Below are 15,519 nucleotides of genomic sequence, written 5' to 3'. Positions count from 1 at the left end.
CCGATGGCCCGGTTTGAACGCGCTACCCTCCTGAAGCGGTTTCGCGAGATGGCGAAGCGCGGCGAGCCCATTGTCGGCGGTGGCGCCGGCACCGGCCTGTCGGCCAAGTGCGAGGAAGCCGGCGGTGTCGATCTCATCGTCATTTACAATTCCGGCCGCTACCGCATGGCCGGCCGCGGCTCGCTCGCGGGCCTGATGCCCTATGGCGACGCAAACGCCATCGTACTCGAGATGGCGGGCGAAGTCTTGCCTGTGGTCAGCAAGACGCCCGTGCTCGCCGGCGTCAACGGCACAGATCCGTTCCGCGACATGGACGTGTTCCTCGACCAGCTCAAGGCGCTCGGCTTCGCCGGGGTGCAGAACTTTCCGACCGTCGGCCTGATCGACGGCGTGTTCCGGGCCAATCTCGAAGAGACCGGCATGTCCTACGCGCTGGAGATCGACATGATCGCCAAGGCACGCGAGAAGGATTTGCTGACGACGCCCTACGTCTTCAGCGAGAAGGAGGCGGCCGCGATGGCGATCGCCGGCGCCGACATCATCGTCTGCCATCTCGGACTCACCACCGGCGGCACAATCGGCGCCCAGACCGCGCCAAAACTGAAGGATTGCCCGGCGCGCATCGACACCTGGGCCTCGGCGGCGCTCAGCGTCAATCCCGACATTCTCGTGCTCGCCCATGGCGGCCCGATCGCGGACCCCGCCGATGCAGACTTCGTCATGAAGAACACCCGCTACTGCCACGGCTTCTACGGGGCGTCCTCGATGGAGCGGCTGCCGGTCGAGCGGGCGTTGACGGAACAGGTACGCAAATTCAAGGCGATCGGCGCACGATAACGCCTGTAAGATTGAGGGAGGGAAACATGTCAGGGATCCTGGTCGGCGAGCTCATCCTCTGGCTGATCGTCGCGATCATCGTGATCGTCGTTGGCGTGTACATCGTCAACTGGCTCTACCACCGCTCCTCAAAGGAGGTGTCGTTCGTCCGGACCGGCTTCCTCGGCGAGCGGGTGGTGATCAACGGCGGCGCTTTCGTGCTGCCGTTCATCCACGCCTACACCCCCGTCAACATGAACGTGCTGCCGATGGGCATCGTGCGTTCGCGGCAGGACGCCGTCATCACCCGCGATCGCATGCGCGTCGACATCGAAGCCGACTTCTATGTGCGCGTGCAGCCGACCCGCGAGGCCGTCTCGATCGCGGCCGCCACCCTGGGCCGCCGCACCATGGAGCCGGAACAGTTGCACGCACTGCTGGCCGGCAAGTTCATCTCGGCGATCCGCTCCGTCGCCTCCGAAATGACCATGGAGGAAATGCATGAGCGCCGCGGCGACTATGTCGTGCGTGTCAAGACCAATGCGGCCGAAGCCCTCGCCCAGAACGGCCTCGAGCTCGAATCCGTCGCCATCACCGATCTCGACCAGACCGACCTCGAATTCTTCAACCCCTCGAACCGCTTTGACGCCGAGGGCTTGACCCAGCTGATGCAGGACATCGAGGCGAGGCGCAAGCTGCGCAACGACATCGAGCAGGACTCGATGATCAAGATCCGCACCCGCAATCTCGAAGCCGAGCGGCAGGCGCTCGAAATCGAGCGCGAGAGCGAGACCGCGCGGCTGGAGCAGGAACGCGACATCGAGATGCGCCGCGCGCTGCAGCGCACGGAAGTCGCCCGCGAGCGCGCGCTGCGCGAGACCGAGGCCGAGCAGGCCCAGATCTCGGCGCGCGAGGCCATCGAGCGCTCGCGGATCGCCAATGAGCAGGCGATCGCGGAGGCGCGCATCGCATCCGAGCGCGAGACCCGCCAGAAGGAGATCGAGCGCACCCGCACCATCGAGGAGAAGGAGCTGCTGGCGCGCGAGGAGATCGAGAAGACCCGGATCGCCAACCAGCGCTCGATCGACACGACGCGGATCGCATCCGAACGCGAGGTCCGCCAGCGCGAAATCGAGCGGATGCGTACCGTCGAGGAAGCCGAGATCGCGGCCCGCGAGGCCATCGAGAAGGCCCGCATCCAGCAGGACCGCGTCGTCACCGACGCCCGTATCGCCAATGAAGAAGAGACGCGCCGCCGCGAGATCGAGCGCACCCGCGCCGTCGACGAAGCCGAGATCGCCGCGCGCGAAGCCACCGAAAAGGCCCGCATCGCCCAGACGTTGATCGTCAATGTCGAGCGCATCTCCTCCGATGAGCGCACCCGCGCGCTGGAGATCCAGCAGGTCCGAACCATCCAGGAGGCCGAGATCGAGGCGCAACGCGCCGTCGAGGCCGCCCGGATCGCCCGCGAACGGACGCTTGCCGCCGAACGCATCGCGGCTGAGCAGAATACGCGGCAGCTGGAGATCGAGCGCAACCAGACCCTCGAAGTCGCCGGAATTGCCGCGCGCGAGACCACCGAGGCCTCGCGCATCGCCCAGGAAGAACGCGTCCGTTCGCTGGAGATCGCCCGCAACCGCGCCGTCGAGGAAGCCGACATCGCCTCCCGCGAAGCGATCGAGGCCGCCCGCATCGCGCAGGAGAAGGCGGTCGCGGCCGAACGCATCCAGGCCGAGCGCGATACCCGCTCGCTGGAGATCGAGCGGACCGGCATTCTGGAGGCCGCCGAGCTGAAGCGGCGCGACGCCATCGAACGCCAGCGCATCACCGTCGATCTCGCGCTGGAGGCCGAACGGATCAACTCGTCCAAGAAGCGCGAGGTGCTCAATATCGAGCAGAAGAAGGCGATCGAGATCGCCGATGAGGACCGCGTCATCGCGCTCTCCGCCAAGAAGTCCGAGCGGATCGACGCCGACCGCCAGGTCAGGCAGGCCGAGATCGTCGCCCGCAAGGAGGTCGAGACCACCGACGTCTCGCGCGAGCAGGCGCTGGAAGCGGCCCGGCTCGAACGCCGCCGCGCAATCGAGCAGCTCGAGGTCGCCCGCGTCCAGTCGCTGCAGGAAGCCGAGATCGCTTCGCGCGAGGAAGTCGAACGCGCGCGCATCGCATCCGACCGCGGCCTGGACGAGGCCCGCATCGGCCGCGAGCGCGAGCTGCGCAAGCTCGAGGTCAATCGCGAGAAGGAGGTCGAGACCGTCCTGATGGAGAAGGCGATCGCCATTCACCAGAAATCGCTGGAGGAGTCCGCGGCCAAGGCGATGGCAGAAGAAGCGCGGATGCGGGCCACTGAGGCGACCGAGCGCGTCATCACGGCCCGCGAAAGCGAGATCGCCAAGCGCCGCAAGACCGTCGAAGTCATGATTGCCGAGAAGCAGGCCGAGGAGACGCGGATTGCCGCCGAGGCAGAACGTGTGCGCGCCGCCGTCGAGGCCGAAGCGCAGCGGATGCTCAACGAGGCCGAGAACGTGCTCACCGACCAGGCCCGCTACTCGCTGTTCCGCAGAAAACTGCTCGACCGCATCGAGGGCATCGTGCGCGAGAGCGTCAAGCCGATGGAGAAGATCGAGGGCATTCGCATCCTCCAGGTCGACGGCCTCAACGGCAACGGCCATGGGGGCAATGGCGGCCGCAGCGCCACCGACGAGGTGATCGACTCGGCGCTGCGCTATCGCGTGCAGGCGCCGCTGATCGACTCCATCCTCTCCGACATCGGCGTCGAGGGCGGCAGCCTCGCGAAGATGCCCGGCCTGATCCGCGAAGCCCGCGACATGCAAGGCATCAAGGATTCCGCGCGCAAGGGCGGTGGTGACAAGCCGGCTGCCTCTCCGCCGGCAGCTGAGGGCGGCGGCGAACCACCGGCCGAGCGCGGTCCACGAAAGAAGAGCTGAGGTCTGCCCCATGCCCCGCGTCTACGTCTCCACCGTCGTCAATGCGCGCAATGATCGCGTCTGGGCGCGGGTGCGCGATTTCAACGGCCTGCCGAACTGGCACCCCGCGATCGCCGAAAGCCGCATCGAGGGCGGCGAGCCCTCCGACAAGATCGGCTGTGTGCGCGACTTTCGCCTGCGCAACGGCGACCGCATCCGCGAAAAGCTGCTGGGCCTCTCCGACTACGACATGTTCTGCACCTACTCGATCCTGGAATCCCCGATGGGCGTCGAGAACTACGTCGCAACCTTGCGGCTGACGCCCGTCACCGACGGCGACCAGACCTTCGTGGAATGGACCGCCGAGTTCGACTGCGCGCCGGAGCGCGAGACCGAGCTGGTCGGAAACATCGGCGGCGGCGTGTTCCAGGGCGGGTTCGACGCCCTCAAGCGTGTGTTCGGAGGCTGACGCTGGTGCCCCATATCGTCAAAAGCACGATCCTGGACGCGCCGACCGATGCGGCGTGGGCCATGCTGCGCGATTTCAACGGGCATGACCGCTGGCACCCGGCGGTCGCGACCTCGTCAATCGAGCGCGCGCACGCCTCCGACAAGATCGGCTGCATCAGGCGGTTCAAGCTGAAGGACGGCGCCGAGCTGCGCGAGCAATTGCTGGCGCTGTGCGATCTCGAGCAGAGCTTCAGCTACTGCCTGCTCGATACCCCGATCCCGATGTTCAACTACGTCGCCCATGTCCGCCTGCTGCCGGTCACCGATGGCGATCGCACGTTCTGGCATTGGGAATCCCGTTTCACCACCAGGCCCGAGGATCGCGACCGCATCACCCACATGGTCGCCGAAGACATTTACCAGGCCGGTTTCGAAGCAATCCGCCGGCATCTGAAGGAGGCCGCCTAGATGGCCGTGACAGTGAAGACTTTTGCCAGCGCCAGCGAGGCGGCCGGGGCGCTATCCTCGGACCGCACCGCGCGCTATCTCGGCGGCGGTACGCTGGTGATGCGGGCGCTGAACGAGGGCGACGTCTCGATCTCGACCGTGGTCCGCGCCCAGGACCAGGCGCTGACCCGGATCGACGCCTCCGGCCCGCGCATCACACTCGGCGCCGGCGTCACCTTCGCGCGCGTCCTCGCCGAGCGTGACCTCGGCTTCCTCCACGCCCCTGCTCGTTCGATCGGCGGCCCAGCGGTGCGCAACATGGGAACAGTCGGCGGCAATCTCTTCGCTCCGAATCCCTACGGCGATTTCACCGTCGCACTGCTGGCGCTCGATGCCACCGTCGCCGTGCAAGGCGGCTTTGGCTCGCGGGACATCCCGATCGACGAGTTTTTGCAGGCCCGTGACCGCCAGGCCGGCACGTTGGTTCTGTCAATCTCGTGCACCCGCCCGGCCAGCTCCGATGCATTTCGCTATCGCAAGATCGCACGCATCAAGCCGAAGGGCGGCTCGGTCATCACGCTCGCGGCGCATCTGCCGATCTCCGGCGGCCGGATCGCGGGCGCGCGCATCGCGCTGGGCTCGATGGCGCCGACGCAGATCCGCGCCCGCGCCGCCGAGCGGGCGCTGGAGGGCCGCTCGCTGGATGCGGCGACCATCGCGGCGGCTGCTTCTGCCGCAACTGAAGGAACATCGCCCTCCGACAACGCGCTCGGCAGCGCGTGGTATCGCCGCGAGATCGTCGGCGTGCATCTGCGACGCCTGCTGTCGGGACAGGAATAGAGCCCCATGTCCAAGATCCCCCTGCAATTTCGCCACAACGGCCGCGACGTCGCCATCTTCGTCGACGGCGGCACCAATCTCCTCGTCGCGCTCCGCGAGCTGATCGGCGACATGACGCCGAAATTCGGCTGCGGCCAGGGCGGCTGCGGCACCTGCAGCGTGCTGATTGACGGCGAGCTTCACCTGTCCTGCCTGACGCTGGCCGAGACGGTCGCCGGCCGCTCCGTCGAGACCCTCGACGGCATGAAGCAGGGCCCCAACCTGCATCCGCTGCAGCGCGCCTTTGCCGACAATTTTGCGGCCCAGTGCGGCTATTGTACGCCGGGCATGCTGATGGCCGCAAAGGCCCTGCTCGACCGCAATCCCGCCCCGAGCCGTGACGAGGTCATCGAGGCCATCTCCGGCAACATCTGCCGTTGCACCGGCTACGAGCCCATCATCAATGCCATCCTCGCCGCCGCCGGCGGCCGGGTCAGCGCGTAAGGGAACGCGACCATGCTGGAACTGCGCAAGGACATCTTCGCCGACGAACGCGACGATAATCTCAAGGAAATCGGCAAGGGCACCCAGCGCCAGGACATGCTCGGCCACGTCACGGGCACGTCCAGTTACTTCAACGACCACAAGCCGCAGGGCATGCTGCATCTGAAGGTGGTGCGCTCGACACAGGCCCATGCCCGGATTCGCCGGATCGACACCACCGAGGCCGAGCGTTCCGCGGGCGTGCGCCGGATCATCCGCGGCGCCGATGTGCCGGTCAATCTCAACACGCTTCTCAGCCTGATCAATTTCGGCAAGGACGACGAGCCGTCGCTGGCCGTCGACAAGGTCCGCTACAAAGGCGAGCCGATCGTCGCGATCGTCGCTGACAGCGAGCGCGAGGCCTTCGAGGCAGTCGCGAAAGTCAAGGTCGACTACGAGCCGCTGCCGGCGGTCTTCGACGTCGAGGAGGCGCTGAAGCCCGGCGCGCCCGTTGTCAACGAGACCTATCCGAAGAACACGTTCACCTATCACGAGACCTACGATCACCAGAGGCTTCGCTTCGGCGATGCCGACGCGGCGCTGGCGACTGCCGATCACGTGCTGGAGCAGCGCTATCAGATGTCGCCAATCGAGCACGCGCCCACCGAGACCAACGGCGCGATCGCGGCGCCCGACACCAACGGCCGCTATGTCGTCTACACCTCAACGCAGGCGCTGTTCTTCTCGGTCGACACCTGCGCCAAGATTTTGGACGTGCCCTCCAACACCTTTCACTTCATCGGCGGCACCGTCGGCGGCGGCTTTGGCGGCAAGGTGGATACGCTGACCGAGCCGCTCGCCATCCTCGGCGCGATGCTGACCGGACGGCCCGTGCGCTACGTGTTCGGACGCGAAGAGGAAATGCAATACGGTCCTCCGCGCGGTGCCGAGCGCATCTACATCAAGGACGGCGTGATGCGCGATGGCCGTGTCGTCGCGCGCAAGATCCGCGCCTATTTCGACAGTGGCGCCTATACGCGGCTGTCCAGCTACGCGGCGGTGAAATGCGCCGCGCATTTGCCGGGGCCCTACACCATCCCCAACGTCTATGGCGACGTCTATTGCGTCTTCACCAACCGTACGCCGGCCACTGCCATGCGCGGCTTCGGCGTCACTGCGATGGACTTTGCGATCGAGTGCCAGATGGACAAGCTGGCGCATCTGATCAACATGGACCCGATGGAGTTCAGGATCCTGAACGCCTATCGTGACGGCGACATGAAAGCGCACCGTCGCGAGGCCAAGAACACGGCGCTGATCGAGTGTGTCCAGGTCGCGGCCGAGAAAGCCAAATGGCCGCTGCGCGAGGAGTTCAAGCGAGCGTCGTCACGCAAGGACGGCGGCGGCAGCCGCGCCGTGATCCCGCCGACGCCGACGAACTCGTCGCGCGCGAGGCCGACCACCCCGGTCCAGCAGCGCACGAGCTATGACCGGCTTCCGCCCACCGTCACCCGCGAACCGCCGCGCGAGCCGCCACCACCCGCTCCGCCGCCGCCCTCGCCGCGGCCGGCCGCCCCCTCGCATGGCGCAACCCGTTTCTCCTCCGTCTTCGGCACCAGGAGGCGCTAGATGGCCAGGCATCGCGGACGCGGCATCGCGTCGATCAACTATCCCATCGGCATGAATCTCGGCGGTGACCCCAGCCAGGCGCTGGTGCATTCCAACCCGAGTGGCAAGTTCACGGTGGCGCTGTCGTCCATCGACCTCGGCCAGGGCATGAAGTCGGTGACGCGCCAGATCTGCGCGGAGACGCTCGGCGTCCCGGTCGAGGACGTCTATGTCGATACGGCAGACTCCGACACCGGCCCGCACTGCATGGGCTCGTTTGCCTCGCGCGGCACCCACCGCGTCGGCAATGCCGTGATGGCCGCCGCCCGCGAGGCGCGTGGCGTGATGATGGAAGCCGCGGCCGAGGAGCTGGAGGTCAACGCCGCCGATCTCGACACAGACGGACGCGGCAACATCCACGTCAAGGGCGCCCCGCACCGTTCGATCTCGACCAAGGACGTCGCGATCGCCGCGCAGTTCAAGCAGGGCAAGACCATTTCCGGCCGCGGCATCTTTCTGGTGCCGCTTTCCAATGTCGATCCGGAGACCGGCGAGATGTCGCCGGCCACCTGCTACGCCCATGCCTGTCTCGTCGCCGAGGTCGATGTCGATGACGAGACCGGCGAGGTCGCGATGGTGCGGATGGATTCGGCCTACGAGCTCGGCCGCGCGCTCAATCCGCGCCTGGTCGAGCAGCAGCTCGTCGGCGGCGCCTGGATGGGCGTCAGCCACGCGCTCTACGAGACGCCGGAGCCGTACTATCCCGAGCCCGTTCATGGCCCGCGCGACTTCGTCGAATATCTGATGCCCGGCCCCGGCGACATCTGCCCGCACGATATCGCCGTGCTGGAGCGCCCTGCTCCTGATGGCCCGTTCGGCGCGAAGGGTCCCGGCGAGATGTGCGCGAACCCGGTGCTGCCCGCCGTTGCGAACGCGATCTTCAATGCGGTTGGCGTGCGCATCGACGATCTGCCGATCACCCCGGAAAAGGTCTTGCGCGCGATAAAAGCCCAGGGCGGCGCGCGGCCACAGGCGCGGCGCTAGAGGTCTTGGTTCATGGCGGTCCGCAGCAACATCGTCGGCATCGACAGCCCGGAGGCGCTGGAGAAGGCGCTGCGCGCGGCCTATTACCTCGCCGACGAAGGCCTTGCGACCGCTGCCTATCTCGGCCTTGCGCTCGGCAAGCCGCTGCTGCTCGAGGGCGCGCCGGGTGTCGGCAAGACGGAAGCGGCAAAGGCCATCGCCGCGGTGCTCGGCCGCCGGCTGATCCGCCTGCAGTGCTACGAGGGGATCGACGCCTCCGCTGCGCTCTATGAGTGGAACTACCCGCGCCAGATGCTCGCGATCCGCCAGGCCGGCGACGAGAGCATCGATATCTATGGCGAGACCTTTCTGATCGAGCGTCCCATGCTGGCGGCACTGCGCGCGCCTGACTCCACCGTGCTGCTGATCGACGAAATTGACCGTGCCGACCAGGAATTCGAGGCATTCCTGCTCGAATTCTTGTCCGATTTCCAGATCTCGATCCCGGAGCGCGGAACGGTGCGTGCCGCCGAGCGGCCCGTCGTCGTGCTGACGTCAAACCGGACACGAGACCTGCACGAAGCCTTGCGTCGCCGCTGTGTCTACCACTGGATCGATTATCCCACGGAAGAACGTGAGGCCCGCATCATCATGCTGCGGGCCTCCAGTGTTGCCGAGGCGACTGCACGTGCCGTCGTCGCGGCTGTCGGCAGGCTGAGGCGCGAACCGCTCAGCAAGGCACCGGGTATCGCCGAAGCTGTCGACTGGGCCGAGGCCGCAACGCTCCTCAACAAGGGTGGCGCGCGCTGGCCCGACGCCTTCAAGCGTTCGATTGGCGTGGCGCTGAAGGATGAGGAGGACCTGCACTTCATATCGCCCCGTCTCGATACGATGCTCGCGGAGGCGACCGCATGAGCACAGAACTCCAGCTGCCGCGGGCAGCCCGCATATTCATCTCCTTTGTCGGACTGCTGCGTGCCAACGGCTTCGCCGTTGCGCCAGAGCAGACCACCGCGTTCCTCACCGCGATCGAGCTGCTCGGGCCACGCAACCTCAGGGACATCAAGCAGGCGGCGCTAGCCACCCTCGCCCCGCCGCCCGAGCGCCGCGCCACTTTCGATCGGCTGTTCGATCTGCACTTCCGCGGCAGCGAGGCGATCGAGCGCGCCGACGACGGCGAGGATGATGAGACCGTCCGGCTTCAGGAAGAAGGCCGCGGCGAGGACGAGCCGCTGCTGTCCGACGAGGCCATTGAGTCCGGCCTGACCGCAACGCGCACCGAGGCGCTGGTCGAGCGCCGCTTCACCCAGCTCTCCGCCACGGACGCCCTCCGTCGTTTGGCGCGCGAGGCCCCGCGGCGGCTGCCCCGGCGGCGCGGCCACCGCCGCATGCGCGCCCGCCGCGGTCCTTTCGCCGACCTCCGCCGTACCTTGCGCGACAGCGTCCGCAGCGATGGCGAGATCCTGCGGCTCGGTCACATGAAGCGGCGCCGGCGCCCGCGAAAATTCCTGCTGCTGATCGACGTCTCCGGTTCGATGAAGAGCCGCACCGAGGACAACATGAAGCTGGCGCACGCGCTGGTTCAGGCCGCGCCCAATGTCGAGGTCTTCACCTTCGGCACGCGCCTGACCCGCGTCACCCGCGCGCTGCGGCTGAAGCGCCGCGAGCAGGCGCTGAGCGCGGCCGCCCACCTCGTCAGCGACTGGGATGGCGGCACCCGCATCGGCGATGCATTGCAGGCCTTCCTCGCGGTGCCTCGTTTCGGCGGCTATGCGCGCGGCGCAGCCGTGGTCATCGTCTCGGATGGATTGGAGCGCGGCGAGCCGGATGCACTGCGCGACGCCGTGGCAAAGCTGTCGCGGCGGGCCTGGCGCCTGAGCTGGCTGACGCCGCTCGCGACAGGCCCGGGTTTCCGTCCGCAGACCGAGGCGCTCGTCGCCATCGAGCGCTTCGTCGACGACCTCGTCGACGGCGGATCGAGCGCGTCGATCGTCGCGCATGTACTGGCACTGGGACGAAGGAGAGTTGCGTGACCGAGATTGTCGATGGGCATCATCACATCTGGCGGCAGGCCGACCTGCCCTGGCTGACCGGCCCCATGCAGCCCCGCATCTTCGGACCCTACGAGCCGATCCGGCGCGACTATCCGATCGAGGAATATCTCGACGACCTCAGAGGCTCCGGCGTGAGCCGCTCGGTCTACGTCCAGACCAACTGGGCGAACGACCGTTTCGAGGACGAAGCGGCCTGGGTGCAGCAGACCGCCGACGAACATGGCTGGCCGCACGCCATCGTCTCCTATGCCAACTTTGCCGTAGACGATGTGCGCCCGCAGCTCGACCGGCTGAAACGCTATTCCCTGGTGCGTGGCGTGCGCATGCAGCTGCACTGGCACGAAAACCCGCTCTATCGCTTCGCGGCCAGGCCCGACCTCTGCCTCGATCCCCTGGTCCGCCGCAACATCGCGCATCTCGCCGATTACGGCTGGAGCTTTGACCTGCAGGTCTTCACGCCGCAGATGCCGGATGCCGCGCAGCTCGCGGAGTCATGCCCCAAGGTGACCTTCATCCTGCAGCATGCCGGCATGCTCGAAGACCTCTCGCCTGCGGGACGCGCGGCCTGGCGCGCCGGAATGGCCCGGCTCGCGGCCTGCCCTAACATTGTTTCAAAACTCTCGGGCCTCGGCACCTTCATCCACCGCAACGATCCCGCCCATATTGCCGCTGTTGTCATGGACACCGTCGCAATCTTCGGCGCCGAGCGTTGCATGTTCGGCTCCAATTTTCCGATCGAGAAACTGTGGACCAGCTATCGCGAGCTCGTCGACGCGTTTCGCGCAGCCGCCGCGCCACTGAGCTCTGCGCAACAGGACGCGATCTTCAGAGGCACCGCGACGCGCGTCTACCGGCTTTGACCGACAAGAAACAGATCAGGGAGGGAAACGAATGGCGCTGGAGATCAAGATCCTGGACTATGGCGATATCGAATTGGAATCGAGCTTTCTGGTGCTCGGCCGCGATTGCGGCCGCACCCGCCGCGTCCTTACGCTGGGCTTTTTGATCCTCGGTGGCAAATATCCGGTCGTGGTCGACACCGGCTACCGCTCCAACCAGATCATGGAGACGCTGGGCATGCGCGGCTTGCAGTACCACGAGAACATGATCGAGAACCAGCTTGCCCGTCACGGCGTCCGCATGGGCGATGTCCGCTTCGTCTGCCACACCCATCTGCACATCGACCACGCGGGCAAGGACGATCTGTTCCCGATGAACACGACCGTCGTGCTCAACCGCAAGGAGCTGGAATACTCCGTCTCCGGCCTGATGCATCCGCAATATCCGGCGCCCGACATCAAGCACCTGATCGACCGCCTGCACACCAAGAGCGCGTTGCGCTTCCTTGATCTCGAGATCACCGGCCCGATCGAGCTGATGCCCGGCGTCTATTGCGACGCCGCCGGCGCCCACACCGAGGGCTCCATGAACATCATCGTCGAAACTGCGGACGGCATCGCCACCATCTGCGGCGACGTCATCTACGATTTCAACGACCAGATCGTGACGCCCTTCAACGAGATCCACGACTGGGAGCCGCGCACCACCGGCAACCACGGCACCAGCAAGCGCGCGGAAAAGGCCGCGATCAAGAAGCTGCTCAGCAATTCGCGCTATCTGCTGCCCGTGCACGACCGCCCGGCCAAGATCGAAGGCGGCAACGTCGTCGGCCGGCTGCACGACCAGGTCCCCGGCCCCATCGTGCAGTCGCTGCCCGCGCGCAACTGGTTCCCGGCCTAAGATGATCTTGTGGATCGACCGATGACGCACGTCACCCTGCGCTCCGAATTCGAAACCCTGATCGACCCCTATGCGCCGGTCGCGCAGGTCGGCACGGGTTTTGACTTCACGGAAGGACCGATCTGGCACCCGGCCGATCACTATCTGCTGTTCTCGGACATGCCGGGCGACGTGCGCCGGCGCTGGGATGCGCGGCGCGGCGTCGCCGAGGTCAAGCGGCCCTCGAACAAATGCAACGGCATGACATATGATGCAGAGCTCAATCTGATCGTCTGCGAGCACGCGACCTCGTCGCTGATCCGCGAACGGCCGGACGGGCGGCGCGAGGTGCTGGCCTCGCACTTCCAGGGGCAGGAGCTCAACAGCCCGAACGATGTCTGCGTCCACTCCTCAGGCGCGATCTATTTCTCGGATCCCTGGTATGGCCGCATGCCGGTCTATGGCGTCGAGCGCCCGCGCCAGCTCGGCTTCCAAGGCGTCTATCGTGTCGTGCCCGGCAGCGAGCCGAAGCTCGTGGTGGAACGCAATCTGTTCGACCAGCCGAACGGGCTGTGCTTCTCGCCCGACGAAAAGCTGCTTTATGTCAACGACACCGTGCAGGCGCTGATCCGCGTGTTCGACGTCAATGCCGACGGCACGCTGTCGAACGCGCGCGTGTTCGCAAGCGGTATTCGCTCCGAACTCGAGGCGGGCCTGCCCGACGGCATGAAGTGCGACCAGCACGGCAATGTCTGGGTTACCGCGCCCGGCGGAGTCTGGGTCTATTCGCCCCGCGGTGAGCTGCTCGGAAAGGTGCGGGTGCCCGAGATGGTCGCGAACCTCGCCTGGGGCGGACCGGACTTTCGCACCCTGTACCTGACCTCGACGCATTCGGTCTATGCCGTCCCCACCAAGGCCGGTCCGCGCCACGAGCCCTATATGAACGGCAGGCGCAGCAGTGGCGGTGCCGTGAGCGCGGGCCCTGCGGCCGCGGCACCGATCCTCGCCGACGGCGAGATGCGGCTCGATCCAAGCCGTTGCGCCATGATTATCCAGGATCTTCAAAACGACGTCATCATGGATGGCGGCGCATTCGCTGAATCAGGTGCGCCTGGCCATGCGAAGCAGCAGCATGTCGTCGAGAACGTCCGCCGCCTTGCCGAGACGGCGCGGGCCCGCGGCGTCGCCATCATCCATGTCTGGTTCGTGGTCGAGCCCGGCGCACCCGGCGTCACGCTGAACGCGCCGCTGTTCGAGGGGCTCGTCGACAGCAAGGCCATGGTACGCGGCAGTTGGGGCGCGGCGCCGGTTTCCGGCCTGGAGCCGCGGCCCGGCGATTTCGTCGTCGAAAAGATGCGGATGAGCGCCTGGGAAGGCACGCGGCTGGAGACGATCCTGAAAGCGACCGGCCGTGACATGATCATCAACACCGGCGCCTGGACCAACATGTCGGTCGAGCACACCGCGCGCACCGGTGCCGACAAGGGCTATTTCATGATCGTACCGGAGGACTGCTGCTCGACCATGAATGCCGACTGGCACTCGGCCTCGATCAACTTTGCCATGCAGAACGTCGCCGTCGTCACCCGCGCGGACGCCGTCATCAGAGCGCTGGGATGAGCGGTGGCGAAGCTCCTGCACCTTTCCTGCTCGCCGCGCCCTGACTCCGAGTCGAGCGCCGGCGCGCAGGTCTTCCTCGAAGGCCTTCGTCAGGCGCGGCCGGATTGGGACATCGACGTCGTCGATCTCTGGCGCGAGCGGATGCCGGAATTTACCGGCCCCATCGTCGAAGCCAAATATGCGCGCATGAAAGCGCAAAGCTTCAACGACGCGCAGCGCGAGAGCTTTGCCGAGGCCGAGCGGATGGCGCTACGCTTCTCGCTGGCCGATCGCGTGCTGATCTCGACCCCGATGTGGAATTTCGGCATCCCCTACAAGCTGAAGCAGTGGTTCGACATCATCATCCAGCCCGGCCTGACGTTCCGCTTCGATCCGGCGCAGGGCTATCTTCCTTTGCTGAAGGACCGGCCAACCATCGTCATCCTCGCCTCCGGCAGCGACTTTGCCACCGGCATGAACCGCGGCCGCATCGACATGGCGACACCGTACCTGCGCGAGGCGCTCCGCTTCATCGGCATCAGCGATGTGCGTTTCGTGCCGATCGGACCGACGGCGGGCCCCGCCGAACCGGTCCGCGCCGCCCGCGATACCGCGCACCGCCGTCTCTCCGACATGGCGAGGCGGTTTTAGCGCGCAATCCTCGGCTCTCGCCGTACACGCGCTGCACGCGGCACCATCTAACGTGTCTTGTCGCGTCGGTCACGACAGAGCCAACGACCCTGTCCCCTCGCAGCGCGGCCCCCTAGCTGCTGAAACCCGCAGGAATGAACGCCGGCAGCTTCTCCTCGATGAACTGCTTCACCTCGGGCGAATTGAACACCTGGATGAAGGCTTTCAGCCGCGGATCATCCTTCTTGTCCGGCCGGGCCGTGAAGCGCAGCACCAGGCCTTCGTCGACGGTGCGATCGATGATCAGTGCGGATTTCGGATCGCCGCCAGCCGGAATGAGATAGGTGATGTTGACCAGTGCCAGCGTCACGTCGTCGAGCGACCGATAGGTCTGCGCCGGGTCGAGCTCGACGATCTTGAGGTTCCTGGGATTGTCGGTGATGTCGAACTTGCTGACCGAGAAGCCCTTGCCTGGCGCGAGCTTGATCAGCCCGGCCCGCTCCAGCAGGATCAGGCCCCGCGCACCGTTGAGCGGCTCGTTCGGGATGGCAACGCTATCGCCGGACTTGATCTCGTCGAGCGTCTTGACCTTCTTCGAGAACAGCCCGACCGGCGCGATCACACCGACCTTGTCGGCCTGCACCAGGTTGAAGCCGCGCTGCTTGTTCTGAAGCGCAAGATAGGTCGCATGCTGGAACAGATTGGCATCGACCTCGCCGCTGTTCACGACCTCGTTCAACGCCACCCAGTCCGACAGCTCGACAATCTTGACGTCCTGTCCTTTGTCCTTGGCGAGCTTGGCGGCAAAGGACGCCAACTGCCCGACAGGGCCGGCGCTGGTTGCGATCTTCAGGGGTTCGGCGGCGAACGCAGCCGCGGTGAATGCCAGCCAAAGACCGGCGGCCTGGGCGGTACGACGAAGGATCTTCATTATTTCGAAATTC

15 protein-coding genes are annotated in these 15,519 nt (G+C 66.2%); 14 read left to right on the top strand and 1 reads right to left on the bottom strand.

Annotation, left to right across the window (positions count from 1 at the left end):
- Positions 1-3: 3 nt before the first annotated feature.
- From VGR99_RS13405 to VGR99_RS13340, 14 genes are read left to right on the top strand one after another with little or no spacing between them, the layout of a single operon-like run.
- Positions 4-837, top strand: a complete 834-nt coding sequence (locus VGR99_RS13405; protein WP_326898837.1) for a phosphoenolpyruvate hydrolase family protein — start codon at positions 4-6, stop codon at positions 835-837.
- A 26-nt stretch (positions 838-863) separates the two neighbouring features.
- Positions 864-3,764, top strand: a complete 2,901-nt coding sequence (locus tag VGR99_RS13400; protein WP_326898836.1) for a flotillin family protein — start codon at positions 864-866, stop codon at positions 3,762-3,764.
- 10 nt (positions 3,765-3,774) lie between these two features.
- The gene (locus VGR99_RS13395; protein ID WP_015686997.1) at positions 3,775-4,212 is read left to right on the top strand and encodes an SRPBCC family protein; all 438 of its coding nucleotides are present in this window, start codon (positions 3,775-3,777) and stop codon (positions 4,210-4,212) included.
- 5 nt (positions 4,213-4,217) lie between these two features.
- Positions 4,218-4,661: an SRPBCC family protein gene (locus VGR99_RS13390; RefSeq protein WP_326898835.1), complete on the top strand. Its 444-nt coding sequence runs from the start codon at positions 4,218-4,220 to the stop codon at positions 4,659-4,661.
- Positions 4,662-5,480 carry an FAD binding domain-containing protein gene (locus tag VGR99_RS13385; RefSeq protein ID WP_326898834.1) on the top strand — a complete coding sequence of 273 codons (819 nt, stop codon included), beginning with the start codon at positions 4,662-4,664 and terminating at the stop codon, positions 5,478-5,480. It begins immediately after the preceding gene.
- A 6-nt stretch (positions 5,481-5,486) separates the two neighbouring features.
- Entirely contained in the window at positions 5,487-5,963 is a 477-nt protein-coding gene (locus VGR99_RS13380; protein WP_326898833.1) for a (2Fe-2S)-binding protein, read from the top strand.
- Between the two features lie 12 nt (positions 5,964-5,975).
- A complete protein-coding gene (locus tag VGR99_RS13375; protein WP_326898832.1) occupies positions 5,976-7,571 on the top strand; it encodes a xanthine dehydrogenase family protein molybdopterin-binding subunit in 1,596 nt (531 codons plus the stop codon).
- Positions 7,572-8,594, top strand: coding sequence for a xanthine dehydrogenase family protein molybdopterin-binding subunit (locus tag VGR99_RS13370; RefSeq protein ID WP_326898831.1), 1,023 nt, complete (start codon positions 7,572-7,574; stop codon positions 8,592-8,594).
- A gap of 12 nt (positions 8,595-8,606) precedes the next feature.
- Positions 8,607-9,488, top strand: coding sequence for a MoxR family ATPase (locus VGR99_RS13365; RefSeq protein ID WP_326898830.1), 882 nt, complete (start codon positions 8,607-8,609; stop codon positions 9,486-9,488).
- Complete coding sequence (locus VGR99_RS13360) at positions 9,485-10,606, top strand: vWA domain-containing protein (RefSeq protein ID WP_326898829.1); 1,122 nt, start codon at positions 9,485-9,487, stop codon at positions 10,604-10,606. Before VGR99_RS13365 ends, VGR99_RS13360 begins: the two co-directional genes overlap by 4 nt.
- Complete coding sequence (locus VGR99_RS13355) at positions 10,603-11,487, top strand: amidohydrolase family protein (RefSeq protein WP_326898828.1); 885 nt, start codon at positions 10,603-10,605, stop codon at positions 11,485-11,487. The genes VGR99_RS13360 and VGR99_RS13355 overlap by 4 nt, the downstream gene beginning before the upstream one ends.
- A gap of 31 nt (positions 11,488-11,518) precedes the next feature.
- Positions 11,519-12,367 (top strand): MBL fold metallo-hydrolase, encoded by an 849-nt coding sequence (locus tag VGR99_RS13350; RefSeq protein WP_212300604.1) that lies wholly within the window; start codon positions 11,519-11,521, stop codon positions 12,365-12,367.
- 21 nt (positions 12,368-12,388) lie between these two features.
- Entirely contained in the window at positions 12,389-13,966 is a 1,578-nt protein-coding gene (locus tag VGR99_RS13345; protein WP_326898827.1) for an isochorismatase family protein, read from the top strand.
- A 3-nt stretch (positions 13,967-13,969) separates the two neighbouring features.
- Positions 13,970-14,596 carry an NAD(P)H-dependent oxidoreductase gene (locus tag VGR99_RS13340; protein ID WP_326898826.1) on the top strand — a complete coding sequence of 209 codons (627 nt, stop codon included), beginning with the start codon at positions 13,970-13,972 and terminating at the stop codon, positions 14,594-14,596.
- A gap of 112 nt (positions 14,597-14,708) precedes the next feature.
- Here the strand turns inward: VGR99_RS13340 and VGR99_RS13335 are convergent, their stop codons facing one another.
- Positions 14,709-15,506, bottom strand: a complete 798-nt coding sequence (locus VGR99_RS13335; protein ID WP_326898825.1) for a MetQ/NlpA family ABC transporter substrate-binding protein — start codon at positions 15,504-15,506, stop codon at positions 14,709-14,711.
- Positions 15,507-15,519: the final 13 nt, after the last annotated feature.

The sequence above is a fragment of the Bradyrhizobium sp. genome, from assembly GCF_035935975.1.
Classification (GTDB): domain Bacteria; phylum Pseudomonadota; class Alphaproteobacteria; order Rhizobiales; family Xanthobacteraceae; genus Bradyrhizobium.
Note: the sequence above shows the minus strand (reverse complement) of the source record. Positions and strands in the feature narration are given on the sequence as shown.